Annotated in this window: 28 protein-coding genes; 12 read left to right on the top strand and 16 right to left on the bottom strand. The window is 67.1% G+C overall.

What is annotated here, in order from left to right:
* Positions 1-77: 77 nt before the first annotated feature.
* Positions 78-518 (bottom strand): hypothetical protein, encoded by a 441-nt coding sequence (locus tag AC1DW4_RS11785; protein ID WP_477017455.1) that lies wholly within the window; start codon positions 516-518, stop codon positions 78-80.
* Between the two features lie 109 nt (positions 519-627).
* On the opposite strand from AC1DW4_RS11785, the gene AC1DW4_RS11780 reads away from it, so the two are divergent.
* Entirely contained in the window at positions 628-1,935 is a 1,308-nt protein-coding gene (locus tag AC1DW4_RS11780) for an NAD(P)/FAD-dependent oxidoreductase (RefSeq protein ID WP_477017454.1), read from the top strand.
* Positions 1,936-1,938: 3 nt separating this feature from the next.
* Here the strand turns inward: AC1DW4_RS11780 and AC1DW4_RS11775 are convergent, their stop codons facing one another.
* From AC1DW4_RS11775 to AC1DW4_RS11760, 4 genes are all read right to left on the bottom strand, one after another.
* Positions 1,939-3,534 (bottom strand): EAL domain-containing protein, encoded by a 1,596-nt coding sequence (locus tag AC1DW4_RS11775; protein WP_477017453.1) that lies wholly within the window; start codon positions 3,532-3,534, stop codon positions 1,939-1,941.
* A 61-nt stretch (positions 3,535-3,595) separates the two neighbouring features.
* Entirely contained in the window at positions 3,596-4,036 is a 441-nt protein-coding gene (locus AC1DW4_RS11770) for a flagellar basal-body protein FlbY (protein ID WP_477017452.1), read from the bottom strand.
* Positions 4,033-4,356, bottom strand: a complete 324-nt coding sequence (locus AC1DW4_RS11765; protein ID WP_477017451.1) for a rod-binding protein — start codon at positions 4,354-4,356, stop codon at positions 4,033-4,035. Before AC1DW4_RS11765 ends, AC1DW4_RS11770 begins: the two co-directional genes overlap by 4 nt.
* Positions 4,356-5,462, bottom strand: coding sequence for a flagellar basal body P-ring protein FlgI (locus AC1DW4_RS11760; protein WP_477017450.1), 1,107 nt, complete (start codon positions 5,460-5,462; stop codon positions 4,356-4,358). Before AC1DW4_RS11760 ends, AC1DW4_RS11765 begins: the two co-directional genes overlap by 1 nt.
* A 183-nt stretch (positions 5,463-5,645) precedes the next feature.
* Here AC1DW4_RS11760 and AC1DW4_RS11755 point away from each other — a divergent pair, with 183 nt between their 5' ends.
* The gene (locus tag AC1DW4_RS11755) at positions 5,646-6,071 is read left to right on the top strand and encodes a flagellar assembly protein FliX (RefSeq protein ID WP_477017449.1); all 426 of its coding nucleotides are present in this window, start codon (positions 5,646-5,648) and stop codon (positions 6,069-6,071) included.
* A 181-nt stretch (positions 6,072-6,252) separates the two neighbouring features.
* Complete coding sequence (gene dksA, locus AC1DW4_RS11750; protein WP_477017448.1) at positions 6,253-6,687, top strand: RNA polymerase-binding protein DksA; 435 nt, start codon at positions 6,253-6,255, stop codon at positions 6,685-6,687.
* Positions 6,688-6,888: 201 nt separating this feature from the next.
* Here the strand turns inward: dksA and AC1DW4_RS11745 are convergent, their stop codons facing one another.
* The 6 genes from AC1DW4_RS11745 to AC1DW4_RS11720 all read right to left on the bottom strand — a co-directional run bounded on the left by AC1DW4_RS11745 (position 6,889) and on the right by AC1DW4_RS11720 (position 10,545).
* Positions 6,889-8,370 carry a replicative DNA helicase gene (locus AC1DW4_RS11745; protein WP_477017447.1) on the bottom strand — a complete coding sequence of 494 codons (1,482 nt, stop codon included), beginning with the start codon at positions 8,368-8,370 and terminating at the stop codon, positions 6,889-6,891.
* 193 nt (positions 8,371-8,563) lie between these two features.
* Complete coding sequence (gene rplI / locus AC1DW4_RS11740; RefSeq protein ID WP_477017446.1) at positions 8,564-9,148, bottom strand: 50S ribosomal protein L9; 585 nt, start codon at positions 9,146-9,148, stop codon at positions 8,564-8,566.
* Between the two features lies 1 nt (position 9,149).
* Positions 9,150-9,431: a 30S ribosomal protein S18 gene (rpsR, locus tag AC1DW4_RS11735; RefSeq protein WP_477017445.1), complete on the bottom strand. Its 282-nt coding sequence runs from the start codon at positions 9,429-9,431 to the stop codon at positions 9,150-9,152.
* Positions 9,432-9,446: 15 nt separating this feature from the next.
* Positions 9,447-9,830, bottom strand: a complete 384-nt coding sequence (gene rpsF, locus AC1DW4_RS11730; RefSeq protein ID WP_477017444.1) for a 30S ribosomal protein S6 — start codon at positions 9,828-9,830, stop codon at positions 9,447-9,449.
* Positions 9,831-10,009: 179 nt separating this feature from the next.
* Positions 10,010-10,294 (bottom strand): type II toxin-antitoxin system RelE/ParE family toxin, encoded by a 285-nt coding sequence (locus AC1DW4_RS11725; protein ID WP_477017443.1) that lies wholly within the window; start codon positions 10,292-10,294, stop codon positions 10,010-10,012.
* Positions 10,291-10,545, bottom strand: a complete 255-nt coding sequence (locus tag AC1DW4_RS11720; protein ID WP_477017442.1) for a CopG family ribbon-helix-helix protein — start codon at positions 10,543-10,545, stop codon at positions 10,291-10,293. Before AC1DW4_RS11720 ends, AC1DW4_RS11725 begins: the two co-directional genes overlap by 4 nt.
* Before the next feature lie 128 nt (positions 10,546-10,673).
* Here AC1DW4_RS11720 and fabD point away from each other — a divergent pair, with 128 nt between their 5' ends.
* The 9 genes from fabD (at position 10,674) to AC1DW4_RS11675 (ending at position 18,770) form a co-directional block, all read left to right on the top strand.
* Positions 10,674-11,624 carry an ACP S-malonyltransferase gene (fabD, locus tag AC1DW4_RS11715; RefSeq protein ID WP_477017441.1) on the top strand — a complete coding sequence of 317 codons (951 nt, stop codon included), beginning with the start codon at positions 10,674-10,676 and terminating at the stop codon, positions 11,622-11,624.
* A 10-nt stretch (positions 11,625-11,634) separates the two neighbouring features.
* Entirely contained in the window at positions 11,635-12,375 is a 741-nt protein-coding gene (fabG, locus tag AC1DW4_RS11710) for a 3-oxoacyl-[acyl-carrier-protein] reductase (protein WP_477017440.1), read from the top strand.
* Between the two features lie 19 nt (positions 12,376-12,394).
* On the top strand, positions 12,395-12,589 hold the full coding sequence (locus AC1DW4_RS11705; protein WP_477017439.1) for a hypothetical protein: 195 nt from the start codon (positions 12,395-12,397) through the stop codon (positions 12,587-12,589).
* A 161-nt stretch (positions 12,590-12,750) separates the two neighbouring features.
* Positions 12,751-12,990, top strand: coding sequence for an acyl carrier protein (locus AC1DW4_RS11700; RefSeq protein WP_013270001.1), 240 nt, complete (start codon positions 12,751-12,753; stop codon positions 12,988-12,990).
* A 104-nt stretch (positions 12,991-13,094) separates the two neighbouring features.
* Positions 13,095-14,375 carry a beta-ketoacyl-ACP synthase II gene (gene fabF, locus AC1DW4_RS11695; RefSeq protein ID WP_477017438.1) on the top strand — a complete coding sequence of 427 codons (1,281 nt, stop codon included), beginning with the start codon at positions 13,095-13,097 and terminating at the stop codon, positions 14,373-14,375.
* Position 14,376: 1 nt separating this feature from the next.
* Entirely contained in the window at positions 14,377-15,579 is a 1,203-nt protein-coding gene (gene mltG / locus AC1DW4_RS11690) for an endolytic transglycosylase MltG (protein ID WP_477017437.1), read from the top strand.
* Positions 15,580-15,581: 2 nt separating this feature from the next.
* Positions 15,582-16,460, top strand: a complete 879-nt coding sequence (locus tag AC1DW4_RS11685) for a YicC/YloC family endoribonuclease (RefSeq protein ID WP_477017543.1) — start codon at positions 15,582-15,584, stop codon at positions 16,458-16,460.
* Positions 16,450-17,091, top strand: a complete 642-nt coding sequence (gmk, locus tag AC1DW4_RS11680; protein ID WP_477017436.1) for a guanylate kinase — start codon at positions 16,450-16,452, stop codon at positions 17,089-17,091. Before AC1DW4_RS11685 ends, gmk begins: the two co-directional genes overlap by 11 nt.
* A 2-nt stretch (positions 17,092-17,093) precedes the next feature.
* A complete protein-coding gene (locus tag AC1DW4_RS11675; RefSeq protein ID WP_477017435.1) occupies positions 17,094-18,770 on the top strand; it encodes a formate--tetrahydrofolate ligase in 1,677 nt (558 codons plus the stop codon).
* 3 nt (positions 18,771-18,773) lie between these two features.
* On the opposite strand, the gene AC1DW4_RS11670 is transcribed toward AC1DW4_RS11675, so the two are convergent.
* The 5 genes from AC1DW4_RS11670 to AC1DW4_RS11650 all read right to left on the bottom strand — a co-directional run bounded on the left by AC1DW4_RS11670 (position 18,774) and on the right by AC1DW4_RS11650 (position 25,579).
* Positions 18,774-19,907 carry a pyridoxal phosphate-dependent aminotransferase gene (locus AC1DW4_RS11670; RefSeq protein WP_477017434.1) on the bottom strand — a complete coding sequence of 378 codons (1,134 nt, stop codon included), beginning with the start codon at positions 19,905-19,907 and terminating at the stop codon, positions 18,774-18,776.
* On the bottom strand, positions 19,904-20,713 hold the full coding sequence (gene rsmA, locus AC1DW4_RS11665) for a 16S rRNA (adenine(1518)-N(6)/adenine(1519)-N(6))-dimethyltransferase RsmA (RefSeq protein WP_477017433.1): 810 nt from the start codon (positions 20,711-20,713) through the stop codon (positions 19,904-19,906). Before rsmA ends, AC1DW4_RS11670 begins: the two co-directional genes overlap by 4 nt.
* 9 nt (positions 20,714-20,722) lie before the next feature.
* Positions 20,723-21,718, bottom strand: coding sequence for a 4-hydroxythreonine-4-phosphate dehydrogenase PdxA (pdxA, locus tag AC1DW4_RS11660; protein ID WP_477017432.1), 996 nt, complete (start codon positions 21,716-21,718; stop codon positions 20,723-20,725).
* Positions 21,719-21,722: 4 nt separating this feature from the next.
* Positions 21,723-23,066 carry a peptidylprolyl isomerase gene (locus AC1DW4_RS11655; RefSeq protein ID WP_477017431.1) on the bottom strand — a complete coding sequence of 448 codons (1,344 nt, stop codon included), beginning with the start codon at positions 23,064-23,066 and terminating at the stop codon, positions 21,723-21,725.
* Between the two features lie 83 nt (positions 23,067-23,149).
* The gene (locus AC1DW4_RS11650) at positions 23,150-25,579 is read right to left on the bottom strand and encodes an LPS-assembly protein LptD (protein WP_477017430.1); all 2,430 of its coding nucleotides are present in this window, start codon (positions 25,577-25,579) and stop codon (positions 23,150-23,152) included.

Genomic DNA, 25,579 nt, shown 5'->3' with positions numbered 1-25,579 from the left:
TGTCCGGTGCAACATCGCTATATGGGCATTGATCGCGCTGATTCAGCAAGAACAATGTGGGAACATTGAGGCTGCTGTCAGTCCGTGGCCGAGCGCAGGAAATCGCCGGCGTTCAGCGTGATGACGCATTGGAAATCGTCAGGGCCGCCGGTCGAACAGTAGTCCACGCCGAACAGGTCGCGCACGACCCGATTGGTCGAACGGAAGGTCCGGCCCTCGGACACGAACTCGGAGCCGATCTCCGCGCTGCGGGTGGCCAGCCCATCGTAGAAGGCGCGGGCGGGCGTGCCGGTGCAGGTGAACAGGATGGTGCTGGTGTCGTCGTCCTGGGCGTGGGCGAAGGCTCCCGATCCGGCGGCCTGGGCGATGCAATCGGCATAGAGCGCCGCCCGGGGCTCGCTGTGCGTGGCGACGGGGGCGTAGCTCGGCGGACTTGAAGGGGCATCGGGCATGGACGCGCAGGCGGCCGAGCCCAGCAGGGCCGATCCGATGAGACAGCGGGCGAGCGTGCGGGTCATGGCTTTCTCCGAGCTGGGGGCGTTGCTTACCGTAACCGGTTGCGCCTTCCGCGCGAAGGCCCTGCGCCTCCGTCACACTTCGTGTCAGGGTCTGCATCGGGGAGCCGCCATGACCTTCACGCCCGTCGAGATCCCGTCGCCCAACCGCACGCCGGCACCCGTGGGCGGTGCGGCGCATGTGGTGATCGTCGGGGCGGGTTTCGGGGGGCTGTCGTGCGCGATGGCCCTGGGCGGGTCGCGGGTGCGCGTGACCATCGTCGACCGGGTCAACTATCACCTGTTCGTGCCGCTTCTCTATCAGGTGGCGACCGCCGCCCTGTCGCCGGCCGACATCGCCGCCCCGGTCCGACGGGTAATGGCGAAATATCCGAACGTCGATACGGTGCTGGGCGAGGTCTGCGGCGTCGATACCCTCGGACGTCGCGTGATGCTGAAGGACGGCGGTCATCTGCCCTACGATGCGCTCGTGATCGCCACCGGGTCCGTCTACAACTATTTCGGCAACGACGGCTGGGCCGAGCATGCGCCGGGCGTGCGGAGCATCGAGAACGCCCGCGCGATCCGGGCAAAGCTTCTGAAGGCGTTTGAAAGGGCCGAGACGGAGGACGATCCGGTTCGGCGCGACGCGCTTCTGACGACGGTGGTGATCGGCGGCGGCCCGACCGGCGTGGAGATGGCGGGCACGATCGCGGAACTGGCCCGCTATACGCTGGCGGGCGATTTCCGACGCATCGATCCGACCTGGGCGCGGGTCATCCTGATCGAAAGCGGGCCCAGGCTGCTGGCCAGTTTTCCGGCCTCGGTCCAGGCCTATGCGCTGAAAGCCCTGACCGATATCGGGGTCGAGGTGCGCCTGAACACGCGGGTCGAGGCGATCGATGCGGATGGGGTCATGGCGGGAGGAGAGCGGATCGCCGCCTCCTCGGTGATCTGGGGGGCGGGCATCAAGGCGGCCCCGGCGCGTGACTGGTTCGGGGCAATGGCCGTGGATCGTCAGGAGCGGCTGATGGTCAATCGCGATCTCTCCCTGCCCGGCGCGGACGGCGTCTATGTCATCGGCGACCTGGCCAGCTTCGAGCAGAAGGGCAAGGCACTGCCCGCGCTGGGTCAGGTGGCCAAGCAACAGGGGCTGCATCTGGGGCGGGCGTTGAGGCGAAACCTGCCTCGGTCGAAGGCCGGCCGAAAGATGAAGATGCCGCGGTTCCGCTATCGCAGCCGGGGCGACACGGCGGTGATCGGGCGCGGCGCCGCCGTGTTCGTGATCGGGCCGATCAAGCTGACGAAGGGCATCGGCTGGCTGTTGTGGGGCTTCGTCCACGTCTATCTGCTGATTGGATTCGACCGGCGGATGTCGGTCGCCTCCCAGTGGGTCTGGCGCTACCTGACCTCCGAGCGAGGGGCCCGTCTGATCGATTGAGCGTCAGCCCCAGCCGACGACGGTTCCCACGCGGCGGGCGGACTCGATCGGTTGAAGCTGGGTGCGGGGTTCGGTCTCCGCCTTGCCGAACAGCCAGCCCTGGCCGTAGTCGACGCCGAGGCCGCGCAGGATGTCGGCCGTCCCTTGCGTCTCGATCATCTCGGCGATGGTATCGACCTTCAGCGAGGCGCACAGCTCGACCAGATGCGCGATCAGGGTCTGGGCGCGGGGATCCGTCTCCAGCCCCCCGACGAACTTGCCGTCGATCTTGACCGTATCGACCGACAGACCGCGCAGGTAGTCGTAGCTGGCAGAACCGGCGCCGAAATCGTCGATGCAGACCTTGATGCCGGCCGCGCGCAGCGCCCCGAGGCGGCGGTTGGCCGCGTCGATATCCGCCAGGGCGGCGGATTCGGTGACCTCGACGATCAGGCGGCGACGTTCCTCGGGGCGGGCCGCGGTCATGCGCAGGACCGCCTGGACATACCGGTCGTCGGTCAGCGATGCCCCGGAGACATTGACGGCGAATTTCAGCAGTCCCGAGCCGGGACGACGTAGCCGACCCAGCGCCTTTTCGGCCACCGCCACGTCGAAGCTTTCGATCAGCGCCAGCTCCTCGGCCATGTGAATGGTGTCGGCGGGACCGTTCGTGCCACGGAACCGGGCCAGGGCCTCGAAATGATGCACAGCTTCAGTCTTCAGATCGACGATCGGCTGAAAGTGCAGGTCGAAGCCGCGCTCTCGCACCATGGTCCGGAAGGCGTCGGCGTTCTTGAGCGTCCGCGACAGGGAGGCGGTGAAGGACAGCTCAGGCTGTTCCAGCCCGCCGTCCTTCAGGCAGCCTTCGACCGCGAAACGCAGGGCTCGAAGCGTGTTCAGGGAATCACCGCCGACATCGATACCGACCTCGGCCGATCGGACCCCCAGGTCGAGACCCTCGCTGAGACCCAGTTCGCGAACCTCGCCGGCGAGGTCGTTGTCGGTCGAACGATCGCGCAGCATGGCGAACCGCTCGGGCCCCAGTTGTCCGGTGCTGTCGCCGTTGACCGACGCGGCCTGCAGCGCGGCCTGCACGCGCGCATTCAGGCGCTCACCGGCCTCGCCCAGCGCCCGGGCGGCCTCTAGCCCGGCGACATCGACGAAGGAGACGGCCAGATCTCCAGATGCGCCCGGCGCGGTCAATACGTCGCGCGCACGCTCGAGAAACGCCACGGGAGTCAGTGCCGGGCGCGACTGAGGGTCGTGAAGTCGATAGGCCGGACCTTCCCAGGTCACGGCCGCCGAGATGTTGGGGGCCAGTTCTGGCATGACGAACAGCCGCACCGTCGCGCGGCGCACGCGATTCTCCCCGGCTGCGAACAACAGCTCGACCGCAGGCGAGCGGGTGCCGGATTTGAGGGTGGCCAGGACCGTCTCGATCGCCTTTGCGCTGGCCTTGCCGACGCCGTCGAAGATGGATGAACCGATCAGCGTCTCGGCCGAAAGGTCCTTTGACGGACCCGATCCCAGTGCGAAGACGATCCTGCCCTCGGGTGCCAGCTCAACCAGCAGGTCGGCGGCGGCAAAGGCGATACCCAGAAGGCGCTTGCGGATCGGCATGCCCTCACAGTGGCATACAGCCCTTAAGCTTCACCTCAGACACATCGTTAACGCGTTCCGGTCAGGCGGTGCGATTCAGCGTCACCGCTCGGCCGTCACCAGCGGCTGCCCGGCCCGAGGCACCGTAGCCGGTGCCCATGGCGCGCGCGCCGGCGACCTCCTGCGCGATCGTCCTTACGAGGCCTTCGGAAATCGTTCGCGCGGCTTCGACTGTGCGGGCGTGGATGGCCAGAACCGCCTCGAACGCTTCGGTCGCCTTGATCAGTCCCATGCGCTCGGCCAGGGGCGCGGCGGACAGCAGACCGGGATTGGATTTGAGCTGGGCCGATTCGCGCCGATAGAGATTGGCCAGGTCCTGCGTCTCGCCGAGGCTGGCGGCCACGTCCTGAGGCCGGTGTGAGGCGAAGGCATCGGTTTCAGCCTCGAGCCGGGCCGTCAGACGGTCGGTCAGGTCGGTCAGACGACGCAGATGGGCGGTGGCGGTGACGGAATCGTAGGTCATTCGGCGGTTCCGGCCTGGGCTTGCGTCTGTTGGGCCTGCATGCGGACCATCTCGGCCACCACGGTGTCGGCCAGGCCGATGCCGCCGGCCTTGACCGTCTGTTTGGCCATGGCGTCGATCATGAAGCTGCGCCACGTCCCCTCGGCCTCGCCTCCGCCGAACGGCCCGTCGGTCGACAGGCCCTCGAACATGGGTTTCAGCATCTGGGCGAGGAAGGACGCTTCGAAGTTTTCCGCCGTCTCCCGCATGCGCGCGGACGCGGCGTTGGGAGCGGACGGAACCGGCGCCAGCAGGTCGGCGGAAACGGCCAGGTCGCTCATCACAGCACCTCGATTTCGGCCTGCAGCGCGCCCGCCGCCTTGATGGCCTGGAGGATCGAGATCATGTCGCGGGGCGATACGCCCAGGGCGTTCAGACCGTTGACCAGCGTCGACAGGGAGGTGGCGCCGTTCACCAGCCGGATTTCGCGGCCCAGTTCCTCCTCGACCGTGACGTCGGACTGGGGGACGACCGTGGTCTGTCCCTGACTGAAGGGGGCGGGTTGACTGACCTGGGGGCTTTCCTGGACCGAGATGGTCAGGTTGCCTTGCGCGATCGCGACGGTGGAGATCCGGACGTTCTCGCCCATGACGATGACGCCGTTGACCTCGTCGATGATGACCTTGGCGGGGGTATCGACCGCGACCGGCATGTTCTCGACCCGGCTGATGAAGGCCGCCATGCCGAGTTGCGCCGGCGCGCGCAGGGCGATGACCGATCCGTTCTCTGCCAGGGCGGTGGAGGGATAGGTGGCGTTGATGGCCGCGGCGACCCGCTGGGCCGTGGTGAAGTCGGGGTTGCGCAGCGTCAGGCGAACTTCCTGCTGGCCGTCCAGATTGAAGCCGGTCTCACGCTCCACCGTCGCGCCCGATGCTATGCGCCCGGCGGTCGGCACGCCGCGCGTGACCGACGACCCCGAGGCACCGGACCCGGAAACGGAGCCGGTCTGCACCGAACCCTGCGCCACAGCATAGACGTTGCCGTCCGCGCCCTGAAGGCTGGTGACCAGGAGCGTCCCGCCCAGCAGGCTCTTGGCGTCGCACAGGCTGGAGACCGAAACGTCCACGCGCGAACCCGGTGTGGCGAAAGGCGGCAGATCTGCGGTCACCATGATGGCGGCCAGGTTCTTGGAGTTGGCATTGGATCCGCGGATGTTGACGCCCAGCCGCTCGGTCATGCCTTCGAGCGACTGTCTGGTGAAGGGGCAGTTGCGAAGGCTGTCGCCCGTTCCGGCCAGGCCGACCACCAGGCCATAGCCCACCAGCTGGTTGGTGCGCACGCCCTCGATCGAGGCGATGTCCTTGATGCGCGACTGCGCCGACGCGGGCCCGGCCACGGCGAGCGCCAGGGCGAGCGGGGCGAGGAGGGCGGTCAGCAACTTCTGCATCGGGCGGACTTTCGGCGAACAGACTCGCTGCATGCGATGCGAAAGTCGTGCCGGACCAAAAGTCTTTGAAAATCAGTAGTCACGAGGATCGGGGTGGCTGCTTCCCGGCAAAACCTGCCGCGTCGTTAACCAAACGGTGACGGACGTCCGGCGATGGTGGGCCATGCCAAAGAGCACCCTGTCATGAAGGTCATTGGCCCCTCGGGTATCGGCCCGGCCGCCAGTCAGCGACCCGTGCGCGCGAGCGGCGGCTTTTCCGTGCCGCAAGGCGCGGCGACGGCCTCGACGGCGTCATCCCAGGCTGTGTCGTCGGCATCCGGCGTCAGCGACGTCTCGGCGCTCATGGCGCTTCAGGGGGTGGAGACGGCGACGGAGCGGCGCCGCCGCGCGGTCCGGCGCGGCGCGAATCTGCTCGATCGGCTGGACGAACTGAAGTTGGCCCTTTTATCGGGGGATTCCGGCGAGGGTGCTCTCGAACGCATGGCTCGGGGCCTGCACGAGGAACGCCCGGAGGATCCCGACGAGGCGTTGACCGGCCTGTTGCAACAGATCGATCTGCGTGCCGCCGTCGAGCTGGCAAAGGCCGAAGTTCGCCGCAGCGCAGCATAAACCCCGGAAAACCCGGTCAAATCCCCTGTTCGACGCGCCGGGTGATGAAGAAATGTCACGATGGCGGTTACAAGAGAGCTTGGCCGCAATCACGGACGCGCGATGACGGTTGCCGCGAGTCACCAACCCTGCCTATAGGCCGTCTTGCGCCATGGGGGGCGCTGTTTCGAGTGTGAGTGCGATGACCGCATTGGCCTCTGTTCCGTCGGACGAACCGGCCGGTTACCGGCCTTCGGAAGACGAGCCGTTCATGAATGAACGGCAGCTCGCCTATTTCAAACACAAGTTGATGGCCTGGCGGGACGATATCCTGCGCGAGTCCAAGGGCACGGTCGTCAACCTGAAGGCCGAGACCGAAAACCATCCCGACCTGCTGGACCGCGCGTCTTCGGCGTCAGACCGGGCACTGGAACTGCGCACACGGGATCGGCAGCGCAAGCTGATCTCCAAGATCGAGGATGCGCTGCGCCGGATCGAGGACGGCTCCTACGGCTATTGCGAGGACACGGGCGAGCCGATCGGCCTGGGCCGTCTGGAAGCGCGTCCGACCGCGACGATGTCGGTCGAGGCCCAGGAGCGCCACGAACGCCGCGAGCGGGTTCACCGCGACGATTGAGCCGGTTGTCCTTCTCGCCTTGCGGGAGAAAGTGGCCGAGCGGAGCGAGGTCGGATGAGGGGTGGCTCCCGGTCTTACCGGCGAGCCCCCTTCTTCAACGCGCACCCTTCGACGCCGGGAGTCACCCCTCACCCGATCGCGCCAGGACGACGGCTGCGCCGCCGTGCGCGATCTCCCTCTCCCGCAAGGGGAGAGGGCGACCTACTCCGGAATATCGCTGAAGTTGCCGAAGCCGCTGCGGGCCAGGTTGCCGAAGCGGGTCGTGTCCGCGTCGAAGCTCAGCTTCACGATGCCGATGGGTCCGTGGCGCTGCTTGCCGATGACCACCTCGGCCTGGTGTTCCAGCAGGTCCATGTCCTCCTGCCATTTCAGGTGTTCTTCGGTGCCCTCGCGCGGTTCGGTGCGGCCCAAGTAGTAGCTCTCGCGATAGACGAACATCACGCAGTCGGCGTCCTGCTCGATCGAGCCGGATTCGCGCAGGTCGGATAGCTGCGGCCGTTTGTCTTCGCGGTTCTCGACCTGACGCGACAGTTGCGACAGGGCGATGATCGGGACGTTCAGTTCCTTGGCCAGGGCCTTCAGGCCGCCGGTGATCTCCGACACCTCCTGCACCCGGTTCTTCTGGGCATTGCCCTCGCCGACGGTGATCAGCTGGAGGTAGTCGACGATGATCAGGTCCAGGCCCTGTTCCATCCGCTTCAGGCGACGGGCGCGGGCCGCCAGCTTGGAGATGGCCAGGCCGCCGGTGGCGTCGATGTAGAGGGGGCTTTCGCCGATCTCGATGGCGGCATCGCGCACCTTGCCGAAGTCACTGGCATCGATTTCGCCCTTCCGCAGGCGATCAGAGGACACGCCAGACGCATCGGCCAGGATACGCATGGCCAGCTGTTCGGCGCTCATTTCCAGCGAGAAGAAGGCGACCACGCCGCCGGACACCGTCTTTCGGCCGTCCGGGGTCGGCTCCCAGCGGTAGTTGCGGGCGACGTTGAAGGCGATGTTGGTGGCGAGCGCCGTCTTGCCCATCGACGGACGGCCGGCGAGGATCAGCAGGTCGGACGGGTGCATGCCGCCCAGCTTGGAATCGAGATCGTCAAGATGGGTGGCCAGGCCGGCCAGCTTGCCGTCCCGCTGATACGCCTCGCCCGCCATCTGCACGGCGCCGGCCAGGGCCGTCGAGAAGCTGACGAAGCCCGATGAGGGCGCGCCGGTCTCGGCCAGTGAATACAGGGTCAGTTCCGCCTGTTCGATCTGGTCGATGGCGGGCGTCTCGGGGTCCGGCGCTTCCTTGATGATGTCGCCGCCGATGCGGATCAGGTCGCGGCGCAGCGCCAGGTCGTAGACGACGCGCGCATAGTCGGGCGCATTGGCCCCAGGAGGGGCGCGGTCCATCAGGTCGGCCAGATAGCGCAGCCCGCCGAACTCGGCGAACGCCGGGTCCTGCTTGAATCGCTCCATCAGAATGGTCGGTTCGGCCAGCATGCCCTGGCGGATATGATCCTCGATCGCGTCGTAGAGCCGCTGGTGGAAAGGCTCATAGAAGTGCGAGCCGCGCAGGCGGTCCGACAGGCGCTCGAAGATGGCGTTGTCGAACATCAGCGCGCCCAGCAAGGCCTGCTCGGCCTCCAGGTTGTGCGGCAGCGACGGAATGGCGACGGAGTCGGCGAAGGGGGTAAAGGCGTTCATCGGGTTAACGACTTACCCCTCTCACGCGTCTGCGACAGGCCCGGACGTATCCGTGGCCGGGGATCGAATTGGTCCGTCTGTGGACCGCTGGAAAATCCCTAGACGGATCAGTTGAGCGAACCTGGCTAGAACGAAAAACGGCGCGGAGATCGCTCCCCGCGCCGTCTGTCGTCTATCGTCCGGTCGGCTGGACCTAGCCTTCGGAACCGAGACCGTCCTGCTGGCCGGCGCCGCCTTCGACCATGTCGCGTGCCTGTTCGGCGGCGGCATTGCGGTCTTCGTCGTAGGCCGACTTGATGACGTCCTCGCCCTTGGCCTGACGCTCGGCTTCGTCGGCCGAACGGGCGATGTTGATCTTGACCGTGGCGGCGACCTCGGCGTGCAGGCGAACCAGCACTTCGTGGACACCCAGGGTCTTGATCGCCGTGTTGAGGACCACCTGGGAGCGTTCGATCTTGCCGCCTTCGGCCTGAACGGCCTCGGCGACGTCGCGACCGGAGACCGAGCCGTACAGCTGGCCGGTCTCACCCGCCTGGCGGATCATGACGTAGGACTGACCGTCGATCTTGTCGGCGATCTTCTGGGCCTCGCCCTTGTTCTTCTCGTTGCGGGCCTCGATGGCGACGCGGTCGAATTCGAACTTCTCCAGGTTCTTGGAGGTGGCGCGAAGGGCCTTGTCCCGCGGCAGCAGGAAGTTGCGAGCGAAGCCATCCTTGACGGTGACGACGTCGCCGATGGCGCCGAGGTTCTCGACGCGTTCGAGCAGAACGACCTTCATCTTATTTCACCACATAGGGCAGGAGGGCCAGATAGCGGGCGCGCTTGATGGCCTTGGCCAGTTCGCGTTGCTTGATCTGGGACACGGCGGTGATGCGCGAGGGCACGATCTTGCCGCGTTCGGAAATGTAGCGCTGCAGCAGCTTGACGTCCTTGTAGTCGATCTTCGGCGCGCCTTCGCCCGTGAACGGGCAGACCTTGCGGCGACGATTGAACGGACGGCGGCCGGAGCCGGAGCCCACGGGCATGCCGGGGACGTTGGACGAGGAGGTGGTATCGGTCATGGGTTCAAATCCTCCTTACGCGGCCACGTCGGCGTCTTCACGCGGCGTGCGCTCACGGTCGCGTTCACGCTCGCGCTCGCGGCGGGCCAGAAGCGGCGACAGTTCCAGGTCGAGCTCCTCGACGCGAACGGTCAGCCAGCGCAGCACGTCCTCGTTGATGCCGAGCTGACGCTCGACTTCGGCCATGGCGGGCGGGGGGCAGTCGATGGCCAGCAGGGAATAGTGGGCCTTGCGGTTCTTCTTGACCCGATAGGTCAAGTTGCGCAGGCCCCAGTACTCGATCTTGGCGACGGAACCGCCGCCGGCCACGATCAGGTCCTTGATGGTGTCGTTGAGGGCTTCGGCCTGTTGCGCGCTGATATCCTGGCGCGTCATGACCGTGTGCTCGTAAAGAGCCATTCGTCAGTCTCCCTGGTGGGGCGTCGGCGCGGAGGGACCGGGTAAAGTCCGAACCACGATGGATCCTGAAGCGGCGGCCGGGAGGACTTCCCGGACCCTTTGGCGTTCCGCATCAGGACCGAAGCCCTGGAAAGCGGGCGCGTATAGGGGAAAAGGGGGCAGGGGGCAAGGCGAGAGCGTCAGTCGGCTCGCGGCAAGCCTCTCGCCGAACGCCAAACTCTAAGAATCGCGACTTCGTCGGCGTCCACCCTGTGGATTAGGATGCAGCCTGTGAGAGGCACGACACGTTCGAGCGTGCCCTCAATCTGACCCTTACGGCCGCGACTCTCTAGTTGGCCGAGGCTGTCGATCGCCTCGATTAGGCGCTCCGCCACTTTGTGAGCGTTCTGTGTGCTGTCGCCGCTGATGTAGTCGAAGATATCTCGAAGGTCTTCGCTCGCTTGCAGCGAGGTCCGAACCCTCATTCCGCCGCTTGGGCCAGTCGTTTGGCCATATGGGCGCGAAGTCGGGCTTTGACGACGTCCCAATCCTCGACCTCGCCCCGATCCGCCTGGTCAATGCCGACCTGAACGGCTGCGCGAAACTCGGCGTCATGATCCAGGTATTGGTTCACGGCCTCCTGCACGACGGAGGCGGTGCTGGCATGCCGGTACCGCGCGATTTCGCCCAGGCGTTTCGCCTGATCATCGCTGAGCTGAACGGCGACGTTTGTCATTTCAAGAATCTCCTCCATCGAGGCTGAACCGTCAAGAAGAACGCCGCATCGATCGACGCCGGCCGTCTTGCCGTGACGGAACGATCGGCTTACCCCTCCGCGCTCCTGACAACCATCACGGACCGACCATGACCCTCGCGCTTCTCTTCCCCGGACAGGGCAGTCAGGCCGTCGGCATGGGGGCCGTGCTGGCCGAGACTTTCGCCTCGGCGCGGGACGTTTTCGCCGAGATCGACCAGGCTCTGGGGCAGGATCTGTCCGGCCTGATGCGTGACGGGCCGGAGGATCAACTGACCCTGACCGAGAACGCCCAACCCGCTTTGATGGCGGTGTCGCTGGCGGTCATGCGGGTGCTTGAGAATGAGTTCGGCATCGGGGTCGATCGCGCGGCGTTCGTGGCGGGGCATTCGCTCGGAGAATATTCAGCGTTGGCGGCCGCCGGGGGGCTTTCGATCGCGGACACGGCGCGGCTGTTGAAGCTGCGGGGTCAGGCCATGCAGCGCGCGGTGCCGGTGGGGCAGGGGGCGATGGCCTCGCTGATCGGGCCGAAGACGGATCTGGCTTTGGCCGAGGCCGCCGCCGCCGCTGGAGCCGAGATCGGCACCTGCGTCGTGGCCAACGACAACAACAACGGCAATGTCGTCATCTCGGGCGACAAGGCCGCCGTGGACCGCGCCATCGAGAAGGCCAAGGAACTGGGGGCGCGGGCCATCCCGCTGAACGTCTCGGCTCCCTTCCACTGTCCGCTGATGCAGCCTGCGGCCGACGAAATGGCCGCTGCCCTGGCTTCGGCCAACCTGATCGCACCCTCAGTGCCGGTTGTCGCCAATGTCACCGCTGGGCCTGAAACGGATGCCGACACGATTCGCCGTCTGCTGGTCGAGCAGGTCACCGGCCGCGTGCGCTGGCGCGAGAGCATGATGTGGATGGCGGGCGAGGGCGGCGTGACCCGCTTCGTCGAGATCGGCTCGGGCAAGGTGCTGACCGGCATGGCCAAGCGCATCGCCCCGGATGCAGAGAGCCTCGCGCTGAACACGGCCGAGGATATCGAAGCGTTTGCGAAGTCGCTGGCGCAATAAGGAGACACAGATGTTCGATCTCACAGGCAAGACCGCCCTCGTCACCGGGGCCACGGGCGGGATCGGAGGGGCCGTCGCTCGCGCCCTGCACGCGCAAGGGGCCACCGTTGTCCTGTCCGGCACGCGCGAGGCTGTGCTGGCGGAGATGAAGGCCGAGCTGGGCGAGCGCGCGCATTTCGCGACCGCCAACCTGTCCGACCCGGCCTCTGTCGATGCGCTGGTCGGCGTGGCCGAAGAGGTCGCAGGCGCGGGCCTGGATATCCTCGTCGCCAATGCGGGCATTACGAAGGACGGCCTGCTGCTGCGGATGAAGGACGAGGATTTTCAGTCCGTCCTGACCGTCAATCTGGAGAGCTATTTCCGCCTGAGCCGCGCGGCCATGAAGGGGATGATGAAGCGTCGGTCGGGCCGGATCATCGGCGTGACCTCGGTGGTCGGCGTCACCGGCAATGGCGGGCAGACGAACTATGCCGCGTCAAAGGCCGGGATGATCGGCTTTTCGAAGTCCCTGGCCCAGGAGGTCGGATCGCGCGGCATCACCGTCAACTGCATCGCGCCGGGCTTCATCACCTCGCCCATGACCGACGTGCTGAACGAGCAGCAGCGGGAAGGCATCCTGAGGAACATCCCCGCCGGTCGCCTGGGCACGGGCGACGAGATCGCGGCCGCCGCCGTCTATCTTTCGTCGGACGAAGCGGCTTACGTCACGGGCCAGACGCTGCACGTCAACGGCGGCATGGCGATGATCTGATCGCCCAGGAGACAACTCGATGATCGTCCTCCGCTATCTCGCCACCGTCCTGGCCGGGCCTCTGCTGTTGATCGGCGTCATCTGGGTGCTGCAGGGGTTCAACATCCTGCCGGGCAGCTTCATGACCGGCCATATCATCTGGGCCATCTATGGAGCCCCGATGGCGATCGTCGGTGGCGCACTGGTCTGGTGGATCAATCGCGGACAGAAGTAACTCCGCGTTACGCCCTATTTCCACGGCCGAGGGGTGTGCTAAAGCGACGGCAACCGGTTGGGTCAGCGAGGCGTTGCCTCTTGCGCAACCGGGGCCGTCGTGAGACGGCAGATCGAGATTACAACGCCGCCCCGGGCGGCCTCTAAAAGGCAGAGACACCCATGTCCGATACCCTGGAACGCGTCCGCAAGATCGTCATCGACCACCTGGACGCCGATCCGGACAAGGTCACCGAGAAGGCCAGCTTCATCGACGACCTGGGCGCCGACTCGCTCGATAACGTCGAACTGGTCATGGCCTTCGAGGAAGAGTTCGACATCGAGATCCCCGACGACGCCGCCGAGCACATCCAGACCGTCGGCGACGCGGTCAAGTTCATCGACGAAAAGACCGCCGCCTAAGCGCATTCGGTCCATCGGCAGCTGATGGCCGCCCGGCCCTCCTAGCGGAGCGGCCCGGCGGCCATTACTGTTTCTGAATCAGGTATCTGCTGGAGCGCGAAAGCATGCGTCGCGTCGTCGTCACCGGTCTCGGCCTCGTCACCCCTCTGGGCACCGGCGTCGAGCACAGCTGGAAGGGCATCGTCGAGGGGCGATCCGGCATCCGTCCGATCACTTCCTTCGATACCACGGGCTACGGCTGTACCATCGCGGGCGAGGTCCCCAGCGTGGATGGCCGTGGCGGCGGGGGGCCTGATGTGCCCGGCAGCTTCGATCCCGACGCGATCATGACGCCGAAAGAGCGCAAGCGTGTCGACGACTTCATCCTGTTCGGCATCGCCGCCGCCGACGAAGCTCTGAACGACGCCAACTGGCATCCCGAGACCGACGAGGACAAGGAGCGCACCGGCGTCATGATGGGCGCGGGCATCGGCGGCCTGGGCCCCATCGCCGACGCCTCGACCGTTCTGAACGAAAGCGGCCCACGCCGGATCAGCCCCTTCTTCATCCCTTCGGCCCTGATCAACCTGGCCAGCGGGCAGATTTCGATCCGGCATCAGCTGAAAGGTCCGAACCACGCGGTGGTCACGGCCTGCGCCTCAGGCGTTCACGCGATCGGCGACGCGGCCCGGATGATCGCCTTCGACGACGCCGACGTGATGGTCGCGGGCGGGGCGGAAAGCTCTATCGTGCCGCTGGGCATCGCTGGCTTCCTGGCCTGCAAGGCCCTGTGCACAGCCTATAACGACAGTCCCGAAGAGGCCTCGCGCCCCTACGACCGGGGCCATGCCGGTTTCATCATGGGCGAGGGCGCGGGCGTGCTGGTGCTGGAGGAATACGAGCATGCCAAGGCGCGCGGGGCCAAGATCTATGCCGAGGTCATCGGCTACGGCATGTCGGGCGACGCCTTCCACATCACCGCGCCGTCCGAGGACGGCGACGGAGCCTATCGGGCTATGAAGGCGGCGGTGAAGCGGGCCGGGATCGCAATCGAGGACATCGACTACGTCAACGCCCACGGCACCTCGACGATGGCCGACTGGATCGAGCTGCGGGCCGTGGAACGGCTGGTCGGCGACCATGCGAAGAACCTGGCCATGTCCTCGACCAAGTCGATGACGGGCCACCTGCTGGGCGCGGCCGGGGCCATCGAGGCGGTGTTCAGCGTGCTGGCCATCCGCGACCAGATCGCGCCGCCGACGATCAACCTGGACGACCCGGAACACGAAACCGCCATCGACCTGGTGCCTCACAAGGGGAAACCCATGGAGATCGACGTCGTGATGTCCAACAGCTTCGGTTTCGGCGGCACCAACGCCTCGGTCATTTTCCGCAAGGTCACCTGACATGACGAACGGCCGGGGGGCGGCGCCGAGGCAGAAGCGGTCGGGACTGGTGGCGGCCGCGCTGGCCGCGTCCGCGACCGTCAGCCTGTTCCTGATCGCGGGACTGGCCTGGGCGTGGAGCGTCTATTACGCGCCGGGACCCTCTGCGAGGACGGGCGCTGCGACCATCGTGACCCTGCCGTCCGGATCCGGAGTCTCGGCGATCGCAGCGACCCTGAAGAACGCGGGGGTCATCCGCTCGGTCGACATGTTCAAGGCCGCCGCGACCCTGACCGGAGCCGACCGCCGATTGCGAGCCGGTGAATACGAGGTGCCGACCAAGGCCTCGCTGAAAGGCGTGCTGGCCCTGCTGACCGATGGTCGCGTCGTCCGCCATTTCGTCACTATCCCCGAGGGCTGGTCCTCGGCCCAGGCCGTCGACATCCTCAACAAGGAAGCGGTCCTGACGGGCACCATCCCGGAAGTGCCGGAGGAGGGCTCCCTGTGGCCCGAGACTTACGAGGTCGCCAGGGGTGAAGGCCGGGCCGAGCTCATCGCCCGCATGCAGCGCGCGGCGTCCGAAAATCTCGCCGACCTGTGGGCCCAGCGGGGACCCAACACAGTGGTCCGAACGCCGGAAGAGGCCGTGATCCTGGCCTCCATCGTCGAGAAGGAGACCGGCATCGCCCGCGAACGGCCGCAGGTCGCGGCGGTGTTCTCCAACCGGTTGCGGATCGGCATGCGGCTGGAGAGCGATCCCACCATCATCTACGGCATCACAAAGGGGCGACCGCTGGGGCGCGGCATCCGGCGATCCGAGTTGGAACGCGACACGGGCTATAATACCTATCTGATCGACGGCCTTCCTCCGACGCCCATCGCCAATCCGGGACGACAGTCGTTGATGGCCGTGCTGAATCCGCCGCGGTCGCAGGATCTGTTCTTCGTCGCCGACGGGACCGGCGGGCATGTGTTCGCCTCCACCTATGAGCAGCACCTGGCCAATGTCGCGCGCTGGCGTTCGATCGAGGCCCGCACGCCCGGCCCGCCCCCGGCGGAGACCCTGCCGCCGGGCACCGCGCCGGTCGCACCGCCGCCTGTGACCGGTGATGCGGTCATCACCATGCAGGCCCCCGGCACGCTGACGCCTGCCCGACCCACCACGGCGCGTTCTGCCGCCACCACCGCGCCCGCCACGACACCCGCCCCTGCGAACGGACCGTGAGCATGCTGTCGGGCATGACCGGCTTCGGCCGGGCGGACGGAGCCCAGGACGGCTGGACCTGGACGGTAGAGGCGCGCTCGGTCAACGGCCGCAATCTTGAGGTCCGGTTTCGCGGGCCGAACGGCTTCGACAACCTGGAGCGGCTGGCCAAGGCGGCGGCGCAACGACGCCTGAGCAGGGGGCAGGTGACGCTGGGCGTAAACGCGCGTCGAGCCGAGGGCGATGCGCCCACGCTGAAGGTCAACGAGGCTGTGCTGGCCCGATATCTGGCGCTGGCCAACCAGCTGGCGGAGGAAGGGGCGACCCCGCCGTCGGCCGATGGCCTGCTGGGCCTCAAGGGCGTGATCGAGAGCGAGGAACAGGTCGACGACGCCGAAGCCCGCGCGTCGGTGGAAGCCGCGATCGCCGTCAGCGTCGAGCAGGCACTGGATGCGCTGAAGGTCTCGCGCGAGCGGGAGGGCGCTCAGTTGCGGCCTGTGATCGAGGACTTCATCGCCCGGATCGAGGCCCTGGTCGCCGCCGCCGAGACCGAAGCCGTCGCCCAGACCGAAGCCGTGCGCGACCGCTTCGCCCGCCGCATGGCCGAATTGGCACCCGACGCCCCGGGCCTGCAGGAGCGCATCGTGCTGGAGGCGGCCGCCCTGGCCGCCAAGGCCGACGTGCGCGAGGAACTGGATCGGCTGACGGCCCACGTCGCCTCGGCCCGCAGCCTGCTGGATCAACCGCCCGCCGGTCGCAAGCTGGACTTCCTGATGCAGGAGTTGATGCGCGAGGCGAACACACTGTGCTCGAAATCGGCTACGACGGCGCTGACCGCCACGGGCCTCGACCTGAAGGCGGTCATCGAGCAGCTTCGAGAACAGGTTCAGAATGTCGAATGACCGCACGCCCCGCCGGGGTGTCCTGCTGATCGTGGCCAGCCCGTCGGGCGCGGGCAAGACGTCCCTGTGCCGCCGCTTGATGGCCGACCACGGCGGGCTGGAGCTGTCGGTCTCCATGACCACGCGCGGCATCCGGCCGGGCGAAGTGGCCGACCGCGACTATCACTTCGTTTCGCCTGAGGCGTTCCAGCGCGGCATCGACGAGGATGCCTTCCTGGAATGGGCCGACGTGCACGGCAACCGATACGGCAGCCCGCGTGCCCCGGTGGACAAGGCCCTGTCCGAGGGGCGCGACGTGCTGTTCGACATCGACTGGCAGGGCGCGCGTCAGATCGCCGAGAAATGCCCGGGCGACGCCGTGCGCGTCTTCATCCTGCCGCCCAGCCTGGAAGAACTGCGCCGTCGCCTGGTGACCCGGTCGCAGGATGCCGACGACGTCATCGAACGCCGAATCCAGAACGCCAAGGGCGAGATCGAGCACTGCGGCGAGTTCGACTATGTCTTCGTCAACGACGATTTCGACCGGTCCTATTCCGAACTGGCCCACATCTATCACGCCGAGCGCAGCCGCCGGTTCCGTAACACCTGGGTCGAGGCCTACCGGACGGGCCTGCTTTCCGAGACGGTCTGAACATGTCCAGCGATATCGAAATCTCGCAGGCTGCGGTCCTGGAACCGATTCAGGACATCGCCGCCAAGATCGGGATCGGGCCTGACGAGCTGGAGCCCTATGGCCGCCATATCGCCAAGCTGTCGCGTGAAGGCCTGGCCCGGCTGACGGATCGTCCGTCCGGTCGGTTGATCCTGGTCACAGCCATCAATCCGACGGCGGCGGGCGAGGGCAAGACAACGACGACCATCGGTCTGGGCGATGCCTTGAACCGGATCGGGCGCAAGACCGTCATCGCACTGCGCGAACCGTCCATGGGGCCGGTGTTCGGGCGAAAGGGCGGGGCGACGGGCGGAGGCTATGCCCAGGTCGCGCCGATGGACCGGATCAACCTGCATTTCACCGGCGACTTCCACGCGATCACCTCGGCCCACAACCTGCTGGCGGCGATGGTCGACAACGCGATCTACTGGGGCAACGACCGGGGTCTGGATGCGCGGCGGGTGACCTGGCGTCGGGCCGTGGACATGAATGACCGCGCGCTGCGGCAGGTCGCGGTCGGTCTGGGTGGCACCAACGGCGCGGCGCGAGAGACCGGATTCGACATCACCGTGGCCAGCGAGGTCATGGCCATCCTGTGCCTGGCGGAAGGCCCGGACGATCTGGCGGCGCGGCTGGCGCGCATCGTGGTCGGTCGGACGCGGGATGGCGTGGCCGTGACGGCGGGCGACATGGGCGCGGCCGGGGCGATGGCTGCGATCCTGAGCGACGCCGTCCTGCCAAATCTGGTCCAGACGCTGGGCGGCACGCCCACGCTGGTCCACGGTGGCCCCTTCGCCAACATCGCTCACGGCTGCAACTCCGTGACAGCGACCCGCGCGGCGCTGGCTTTGGGTGATTTCGCGGTGACGGAGGCCGGGTTCGGGGCCGATCTGGGGGCCGAGAAGTTCCTGAACATCAAGTGCCGGTCCAGCGGCCTGGCCCCATCCGCAGCCGTCATCGTGGCGACCGTGCGGGCGCTGAAGTTGCAGGGCGGCGTGCACAAAGACGCTCTGGGCACCGAGGACGTGGCGGCCGTTCGCGCCGGCTTCGTCAATCTGGCCCGCCATATTGAGAACCTGCATGGCTTCGGCCTGCCGGTCGTCGTGGCGATCAACGCTTTTCATAGCGATACGGCCCAGGAACAGGCCGCGATCGTCGATCTGTGCGCCGAGCACGGAGTGGAGGCCCACGTCTGCACCCACTGGGCCCATGGCGGGGCGGGGGCCGAGGCGCTGGCCCAGGCGGTGGCGGAGCTGGCAGAGGCAAACACCGATCCAGCGCGTGCGCTGAAGCTGACCTATGCCGACGACCTGCCGCTGGAACAGAAGATTCGCACGGTGGCTCAGAGCCTGTATCGCGCGTCTGACATCGCTTTGTCCTCAGCAGCGAAGAAGGACCTCGCTCGGTTCGAGGCTGACGGGCACGAACACCTGCCGGTCTGCATGGCCAAGACGCCCTATTCCTTCACCGCCGACGAGAAGGTGTCAGGCGCGCCGCAGGGGTTCGTGCTGCCGATCGATTCAGTGCGGCTGTCAGCGGGGGCGGGCTTCGTCGTCGCCCTGTGCGGGGCGGTGAATACCATGCCGGGCCTGCCGCGCGTTCCCTCGGCCGAGCGCATCGGGCTCGGACCCGACGGCCGGATCACCGGGCTGGACTGACGTTCAGCCGGCCGCCCTCGCCGCGAACCAGGGGATCATCCGGGCCAGGGCGTCCTCGATCTCCGCCGTCGAGACGGCGAAGCTGAAGCGCATGAAGCGGTGTCCGTCGATGGGGTCGAAGTCCACGCCCGGTGCCGTCGCAACCCCCGTGTCGCGCAGCAGACGCTCGCAAAAGGCCACGCTGTCCTGCGTCAGATGGCCGATGTCGGCCCAGATGTAGAAGGCCCCGTCCGGGGGCGCGATCGACTTCAGGCCCAGCGCGGGCAGTGCCTCCAGCATCCGGGTCCGGTTGTTGCGATAGACGTCGATATGACCTTCCAGCACCGCCTGCTGATCCATGGCGATCAGGCCCGCGTGCTGGCTCAGGCTGGGCGGCGTCAGGAACAGATTGCCGATGAAGGCTCGCGCCCGCTCCGCATGATCGGCGGGGACCAGCAACCACCCCAGCCGCCAGCCTGCCATGCTCCAGTATTTGCTGAAGCTGTTGATGACTATCGCGTCCGGTTCGAACGAAAGCATCGACGGCTGGGGCCCGACATAGGACAGGCCGTGATAGATCTCATCCGAGATGATGCGGATGTTCCGTGTACGGCATATCTCGGCGATCCGGACCATCTCATCGGGCGCGATGACCGATCCGGTCGGGTTGGCGGGGCTGGCGATGATGACCCCGGCGGGGGCCGGGTCCAGTGCGGCCAGGGCGTCGGCGGTCAGCTGATAGTGTTCGGCCGGACCACAGGCGATCTCGATCGCCTCCATGTTCAGGGCCCGGACGGTATTGCGATAGGCGACATAGCCCGGCCGGGCCATGGCGATCCGGTCGCCCGGCTTGAATGCGGATGACAGGGCCAACACGAGCGCGGGAGACGCCCCGCACGTCAGCAGAAGGCGCTCGGGCGTGATCGCGACGCCGTATCGATCCCGATACAGCTGGACGATCCGCGCCTTTAGCGGCGCGCTTTCCCAATAGCCCATGCCGTCGATGTCCAGCACGCGGTGTGCCTCGGCGATCGCGGCGGGCGGCGCGCCGGTCGAGGGCTGGCCGAACTCCATGTGGATCACGCTGCGCCCCTCGGCCTTCAGGGCATGGGCCAGGCGGCTGATGACGATGGCGCGGAACTGGTCGATGTCGGTCATAGGGTCGCTCTTGCCAGTCGCAGGAACCCCGCGATGTCGATGGTCTCGGCCCGCGCGTCCGGATCGACCCCGGCGGCCGCGCACAGGGTACCGCCGCCGAGTTGCTTCAGGCTGGAGCGCAGCATCTTGCGGCGCTGGCCGAAGGCTGCGGCGGTGACGGACTCCAGCCGTTTCAGCGTCGCGCGGTCGGGGCGTTCGGCGCGTGGGATCAGATGGACGACGGCGGATGCGACCTTGGGCGGCGGGGTAAAGGCGGCGGCGGGCAGGTGCATGACGATCCGTGCCTCTGCCACCGCCTGTGATATGACGGCGAGGCGCCCATAGGCGTCGTCACCGGGGCCGGCCACGATCCGCTCCGCGACCTCCTTCTGGAACATCAGGGTCATGGCGTGCGGCGTCCAGACCCCGGTCAGCCAGTCGATCAGCAGTGGCGTCCCGACGTTGTAGGGCAGGTTCGAGACGATGTGCGCCGGGCCTTCGACCAACCTCGACTGATCGACCTTCAGGGCGTCCGCCTCCACGATGGTCAGGCGGCCGTCGCCGGTGTCCAGTTCGGCAAGAAGGGGCAGGAAGCGCGGGTCCTTCTCGATCAGCACGACCCGACCGGCGTCACTCTCCAGGATGGCGCGGGTCAGACCGCCGGGGCCGGGCCCGACCTCGATCACGGCGCGCCCCTCGAACGGACCGGCCAGACGCACGATCTTGCGCGTGATGTTGAGGTCCAGCAGGAAATGTTGGCCGAAGCTCTTTTTGGCCAGCAGGCCGTGGGCTTCCAGCGACTCACGAAGGGGGGGCAGGTCGGTCACCCGCTCCGCTTAGCCCGCCGCGCGCGCCTCCGCCATGGTGGAGGCCAGACGGATCGCCGCGATCAGACTGTCGGCCCGCGCCACACCCTTGCCGGCGATCTCGAAACCCGTGCCGTGGTCGGGCGACGTGCGCACGATCGGCAGGCCCAGGGTGGCGTTCACACCACCCCAAAAGTCCAGTGTCTTGACCGGTATCAGGGCCTGATCGTGATACAGGCAGATGGCGGCATCATAGGTGGCGCGCGCGCCGTCGTGGAACATCGTGTCGGCGGGCAGGGGGTCGGTGATGGCGATGCCCTCGGCGCGCAAGGCTTCGGCGGCCGGTCGCAGAACCTCGATCTCCTGCAGGCCCAGCGCCCCGCCTTCACCGGCGTGGGGGTTCAGGGCGGCCAGGGCCAGCCGAGGAGAGGCGATGCCGAAATCGCGCTTCATGGCCTCGTGTACCACCCGCGCTGTGCGGCAGACGCGTTCGGCGGTGACCAGTTCGGGCACCTGGTCCAGGGCGACATGGATGGTGACCAGACAGGCGCGCAGATCCCTGGCCGTCAGCATCATCACCGGCCCGCGAGTCCCGGCGAAGGGCGCGTCGGCGGTCAGTTCAGCGATGAATTCGGTGTGCCCGGGAAAGCGAAACCCGGCCGCGTACAACGGGGCCTTGGCGATCGGGGCGGTGACGACACCGGATGCCTCGCCCGACAGGGCCAGCCCGACAGCCCGTTCGATCCAGTCGGCGACGACCGAGGCGTTTCGGGCGTCGGGTCGGCCCGGTTCCACAGGGGCCGGTGCCGGATGGTTCAGGACCGGAAGGGCGCGCGCGAAGACCGAGGTGGCTTCGGACGGCGCTCCGACCTCGGCCACGGGAACACCATGACGGGCCAGCAAGGCCATGTCGCCGACGACCGCGAAGGCGGCCTCGCCGGACAGGGCTTGCCAAGCCTTGGCCACGATCTCGGACCCGATTCCGGCAGGCTCGCCCAGGCTCAGGACGAGAGGGGCCGATGCCATGGGCCTACTTCAGTTCGATCAGGGCGTCAGCGCGGAGGTCGCGCAGATAGCGGCGGGACAGCATGGCCAGATTCTGGTTCTGCAGGCGGCCCTCGACCTCGCGCGCGGTGGGCACGTCGGCACCGCCTGCGCGGCGTCCGCAGACGGCGAGCAGATGGACGCCCAGCGGTGTGCGGACCACGTCGCTGACGCTACCGACCTCGGCCGACCGGGCGACCTGCTGGAACTGGGGCGCGAGGTTCGCCACGTCGGCCTCGCCCAGGTCGGACCCCAGAAGCCCGGCCTCGGACGACGTGCGCTGCAGAATGTTGTCGCACGTGAGGCTGCCGCGCAGGGCCTGCAGCCGGGTGGTGGCGGCGGCCACGTCGGCGGGTGGTGCCGTTTCGGGCAGTTCGATCATGGCCTGTTTCAGCGACACCAGATTGGTCGCGGCCCCGGAGCGCTTGTCGCGCATGTAAATGATGTAGACGCCGCCGGAGACAGGGATGGGTCGCGACAGCTGACCGACCTGCAGCGCTTCCAGCGCCGCCTGTAGCTCGGGCTGCACGGTGCCTTGCACGATCCAGCCGGCGTCACCCCCACGCGCGGCCGAGGGGGCGGCCGAGAACTGGCGCGCCACGGCCTGGAACGGCGCGCCCTGGACCATCTGCTGGACCAGCTGCTCGGCTCCGTTGATGGCTTGCTGCTGGCCGCCGACGCGGGCGGCCTCGATGTAGATTTCGCCGACCAGATACTGGGGCTTGGATGCGGCTTCGGTGACCTGGCGCAAGGCCTGCTGAACCTGGGCACGGCTGACGCGGGACCGGCTGTTGAAACGGCCGCCGACCAGCTCGCGCCAGCCGATCTCGGTGCGCAGTTGTTCGCGCAGGTTTTCCGGCCGGATGCCCCCGGTGGTCAGGAACTCCAGATAGGCCTCGGGCGTCGCGCCGGCTTCCTCGGCCATGCGCGCGATTTCCTGATCCACCTCGGCGTCGGTGATGATCAGTGTGTCGAACTTGGCGATCTCGGCGGCCTGCAGGCGCTCCTCGATCAGGCCCTGGAGCGCCTGTTGCTGGATCGCCGGGATGTTCTCCTCGGTCGGTTGGACCTGGCTCATGGCGATGGTGGTCAACATGCGCTGACGCAGGTCGAAGCCGGTGATCACCTGATCGTTGACGGTCGCGACGATGCCGTCGGCCATCTTGAACTCGGGCTGCGGGGGTTGGGCGGCGGTGATTGGCTGCTGGCCGGCGGCCGGATTCAGAGTGCCGGCCGCAGCGCCCGGGGCCTGCGCCGGACGTGGAGCCGTCTGGGCCACGGCGGAACCGGCGACCAGCCCCGCCATCGCGACGGCGGTCGAAATACGCATCAAACCCATGGTCAGTCCTGATTCCCTCGAACCCGCGCGCCGTATCCAAAAACGGGCCAGGCACACGCGTTCACGCGTCATGCCTAACGCAAGCCGTTTGATCCATAGCCTGACCCTCCAAAAGTGGCGAGGTTTAGACGAACGTAGACGCCATCGGACGGGCCGGTCGGTCGAACGCGGGTGTTGTCGCGGCGATAGCCGACCTCGACCCGGAAACAGTCGTCGTCGAACAGCACTCCGACTTCGGAGCGGGTAATCAGATTGCGCTCCAGGTCGGCGATGCCCGCGACCGTGACGCCCCAGTTGCCATAGATGAATTGCTGGCCCGCCAACTGGACGAATTCGTAGTTCCGGTTATTCGGTCCGGTGAGGGGATTGGACCGATCGACGATGTAGCTCAGCGTGGCCAGGTTGCGTCGGCCCCAACGGCCGTCGACCGTAGCCTCCGCCCGACGGATGTTGCCCGATCCATCCACCGTCGCATGGCCCCAGCCGCGAATCTGGTCCGACGGTTTGAACGAGCCTTGCACCACCCAGTCCGACGTCTGGGCTCCGACGCCCGTGGGGTCGTAGAGTTTGGTCGGCGCGTCGGGGATCGGGATGCCGAAAGCGGTCTGGTCCTCATCGCGCATGCTGCGACCGACGAACAGGCTGGCGCTGCGGTTGTTGTCCCAGCGCAGGGTCGAGCGCACCCCGGCCGTGAATCGAAACCCACCCTCCAGCAGGTCGTAGCCGGGAAATCTGTCGATCCGGAACAGCGAGGACTCATCAAGCTCCAACGTCTCCGAATCCTCGACGGGGATGCGGGCGTCCACGTCAGGCCGATTTGACAGTGAAATCTGGGCCAGCGGCTCGACGATCAGGTCAGCCCCGTCGCCCAGGCGGCGGATCAGCGGATAGCTGACGTCAAGGCCGATGGTGGCGCGTTCACGGGTAATGGTCTCGTCGGCCAGACCCAGGATGGGGGGCAGGTCGGCGACGGAATAGACATCGACGCGTCCGTCGACGAAGGGCTCATAGCGAATGCCCGCCGCCGAGGTCAGCGACCGGCGCCAGTCGATCTGGCCCGTGATCCTGCGGCTGTCGACGCCCGGCAGGCCCAGGGTCGATCCCGTCGGCACGGCCTGGGGCCTCAGCACCGGACTGCCGATGTAGTCGTCGCGATAAAGGGACACGGCCGATCCGCGCAGGCGCAGACGCCCGCCCAGAACCGGCCGCTCCGGCTCCCATCGCGCATCGATCAGGGGCGCGACAAGCGGCAGCGACCCATCGTTCTCGAACACGTTCAGCGCCGGCGTGATGTCGTTGAACTTCGCGACCCGCAGGCTCTGGAAAGAGAAGGCGGCGACCGAGAGATACGAACGCTCGGTCTGGCGCTCGGCGTACAGCTGCGAGATCAGGCGACGCTGGTCGCCGTAGTAGAGGCCGTTGTCCTGATAGGGGTCGATGACGTCGTAGCGGTCGAACAAAGTCTTGTCCGACGTCCGCTCGGCCGTGAAGCCCCAGCGCCAGGGACCCGTCGGATCGAATCGCCCCCAGCTGAGCAGATAGCTGCGGCTGGTCTCGTCGCCGAAATCGACGTTGCTCTCGGCGCTGCCGTCGCTGTCCAGATCGAAGTCGCCGAAGTTGCGGGCATAGGTATAGCCGGTCCGCGCCACGATCGTGCCGTTCGTAAAACGCCTGCGCCACTGCAGGTTCAGGAACGGGGCGACGCCTGTGTTAAACTGCGGGCTGATCAGCCAGTCCTCGGACGGGGAAACCACCTGAAGATACGGTGTCTCGATCGAGACGCCGCGTCCCTGGTCGTAGTTGACGATGGGGACCAGGAACCCGGAGGCGCGGTCCACGGTCGGGTCCGGATGGGCGAAGAACGGCGTCCAGAAGATCGGCACCCCACCGACCTTGAAGACCGCATTGCGATACAGGATCGCGCGCAGGGCCTCGTCCTGGACGACCTTCTCGGCCTGAATCGAGAGGCTCGGTTCCTTGGGGTTCCCCTCCGCGTCGCAGATGGGGCAGGGCGTGAACAGGGCGTAGTTCAGCTCGTTGACGTTTTCGGAACGCCGCACGGCCGTGGCCGCCATCAGGCTGGAGCCGTTTGCCAGGCGGGTGGCCAGGTCGACCGCGACCCCGGCCTTCAGGTCGGAATCGAGCTCCAGATGGCTGGCATGAACGACGTTGCCGTCCGGGTCGATCAGTTCGACATCACCGTCGGCGACTCCGATGCCCTGACCGATGTCATAGGTGACGGCGCGCCCGCGCAGCGAGTGGCTCTGGAAGCGGGCATACACCCGGTCCCGTTCGCCGGTGGCGGTGATCACATCGCCTTGTCGAGTCGCCTGATCGGCCTCCAGATAAACGGCATCGGTCGTCAGGCCGTCGGCGACCGGCGTCGGTCGAGCTTGCGTCTGGGCCCACGCAGCGCTGGATACCGCCCAGACGGCCAGCACCGATCCGGCCAGCAACCGGGTCCGCAGACCGTGACGGTAAAAGGGGCCGCGCTCAGCCTTCAT

This window comes from Brevundimonas sp. P2_A6 (assembly GCF_056404975.1).
This window is presented reverse-complemented; position numbering and strand designations above follow the sequence as displayed.

Coding starts and splice junctions, on each gene's coding strand:
- AC1DW4_RS11785 (WP_477017455.1), bottom strand. CDS start 518: ATGACCCGCACGCTCGCCCGCTGTCTCATCGGATCGGCCCTGCTGGGC.
- AC1DW4_RS11780 (WP_477017454.1), top strand. CDS start 628: ATGACCTTCACGCCCGTCGAGATCCCGTCGCCCAACCGCACGCCGGCA.
- AC1DW4_RS11775 (WP_477017453.1), bottom strand. CDS start 3,534: ATGCCGATCCGCAAGCGCCTTCTGGGTATCGCCTTTGCCGCCGCCGAC.
- AC1DW4_RS11770 (WP_477017452.1), bottom strand. CDS start 4,036: ATGACCTACGATTCCGTCACCGCCACCGCCCATCTGCGTCGTCTGACC.
- AC1DW4_RS11765 (WP_477017451.1), bottom strand. CDS start 4,356: ATGAGCGACCTGGCCGTTTCCGCCGACCTGCTGGCGCCGGTTCCGTCC.
- AC1DW4_RS11760 (WP_477017450.1), bottom strand. CDS start 5,462: ATGCAGAAGTTGCTGACCGCCCTCCTCGCCCCGCTCGCCCTGGCGCTC.
- AC1DW4_RS11755 (WP_477017449.1), top strand. CDS start 5,646: ATGAAGGTCATTGGCCCCTCGGGTATCGGCCCGGCCGCCAGTCAGCGA.
- dksA (WP_477017448.1), top strand. CDS start 6,253: ATGACCGCATTGGCCTCTGTTCCGTCGGACGAACCGGCCGGTTACCGG.
- AC1DW4_RS11745 (WP_477017447.1), bottom strand. CDS start 8,370: ATGAACGCCTTTACCCCCTTCGCCGACTCCGTCGCCATTCCGTCGCTG.
- rplI (WP_477017446.1), bottom strand. CDS start 9,148: ATGAAGGTCGTTCTGCTCGAACGCGTCGAGAACCTCGGCGCCATCGGC.
- rpsR (WP_477017445.1), bottom strand. CDS start 9,431: ATGACCGATACCACCTCCTCGTCCAACGTCCCCGGCATGCCCGTGGGC.
- rpsF (WP_477017444.1), bottom strand. CDS start 9,830: ATGGCTCTTTACGAGCACACGGTCATGACGCGCCAGGATATCAGCGCG.
- AC1DW4_RS11725 (WP_477017443.1), bottom strand. CDS start 10,294: ATGAGGGTTCGGACCTCGCTGCAAGCGAGCGAAGACCTTCGAGATATC.
- AC1DW4_RS11720 (WP_477017442.1), bottom strand. CDS start 10,545: ATGACAAACGTCGCCGTTCAGCTCAGCGATGATCAGGCGAAACGCCTG.
- fabD (WP_477017441.1), top strand. CDS start 10,674: ATGACCCTCGCGCTTCTCTTCCCCGGACAGGGCAGTCAGGCCGTCGGC.
- fabG (WP_477017440.1), top strand. CDS start 11,635: ATGTTCGATCTCACAGGCAAGACCGCCCTCGTCACCGGGGCCACGGGC.
- AC1DW4_RS11705 (WP_477017439.1), top strand. CDS start 12,395: ATGATCGTCCTCCGCTATCTCGCCACCGTCCTGGCCGGGCCTCTGCTG.
- AC1DW4_RS11700 (WP_013270001.1), top strand. CDS start 12,751: ATGTCCGATACCCTGGAACGCGTCCGCAAGATCGTCATCGACCACCTG.
- fabF (WP_477017438.1), top strand. CDS start 13,095: ATGCGTCGCGTCGTCGTCACCGGTCTCGGCCTCGTCACCCCTCTGGGC.
- mltG (WP_477017437.1), top strand. CDS start 14,377: ATGACGAACGGCCGGGGGGCGGCGCCGAGGCAGAAGCGGTCGGGACTG.
- AC1DW4_RS11685 (WP_477017543.1), top strand. CDS start 15,582: ATGCTGTCGGGCATGACCGGCTTCGGCCGGGCGGACGGAGCCCAGGAC.
- gmk (WP_477017436.1), top strand. CDS start 16,450: ATGTCGAATGACCGCACGCCCCGCCGGGGTGTCCTGCTGATCGTGGCC.
- AC1DW4_RS11675 (WP_477017435.1), top strand. CDS start 17,094: ATGTCCAGCGATATCGAAATCTCGCAGGCTGCGGTCCTGGAACCGATT.
- AC1DW4_RS11670 (WP_477017434.1), bottom strand. CDS start 19,907: ATGACCGACATCGACCAGTTCCGCGCCATCGTCATCAGCCGCCTGGCC.
- pdxA (WP_477017432.1), bottom strand. CDS start 21,718: ATGGCATCGGCCCCTCTCGTCCTGAGCCTGGGCGAGCCTGCCGGAATC.
- AC1DW4_RS11655 (WP_477017431.1), bottom strand. CDS start 23,066: ATGCGTATTTCGACCGCCGTCGCGATGGCGGGGCTGGTCGCCGGTTCC.
- AC1DW4_RS11650 (WP_477017430.1), bottom strand. CDS start 25,579: ATGAAGGCTGAGCGCGGCCCCTTTTACCGTCACGGTCTGCGGACCCGG.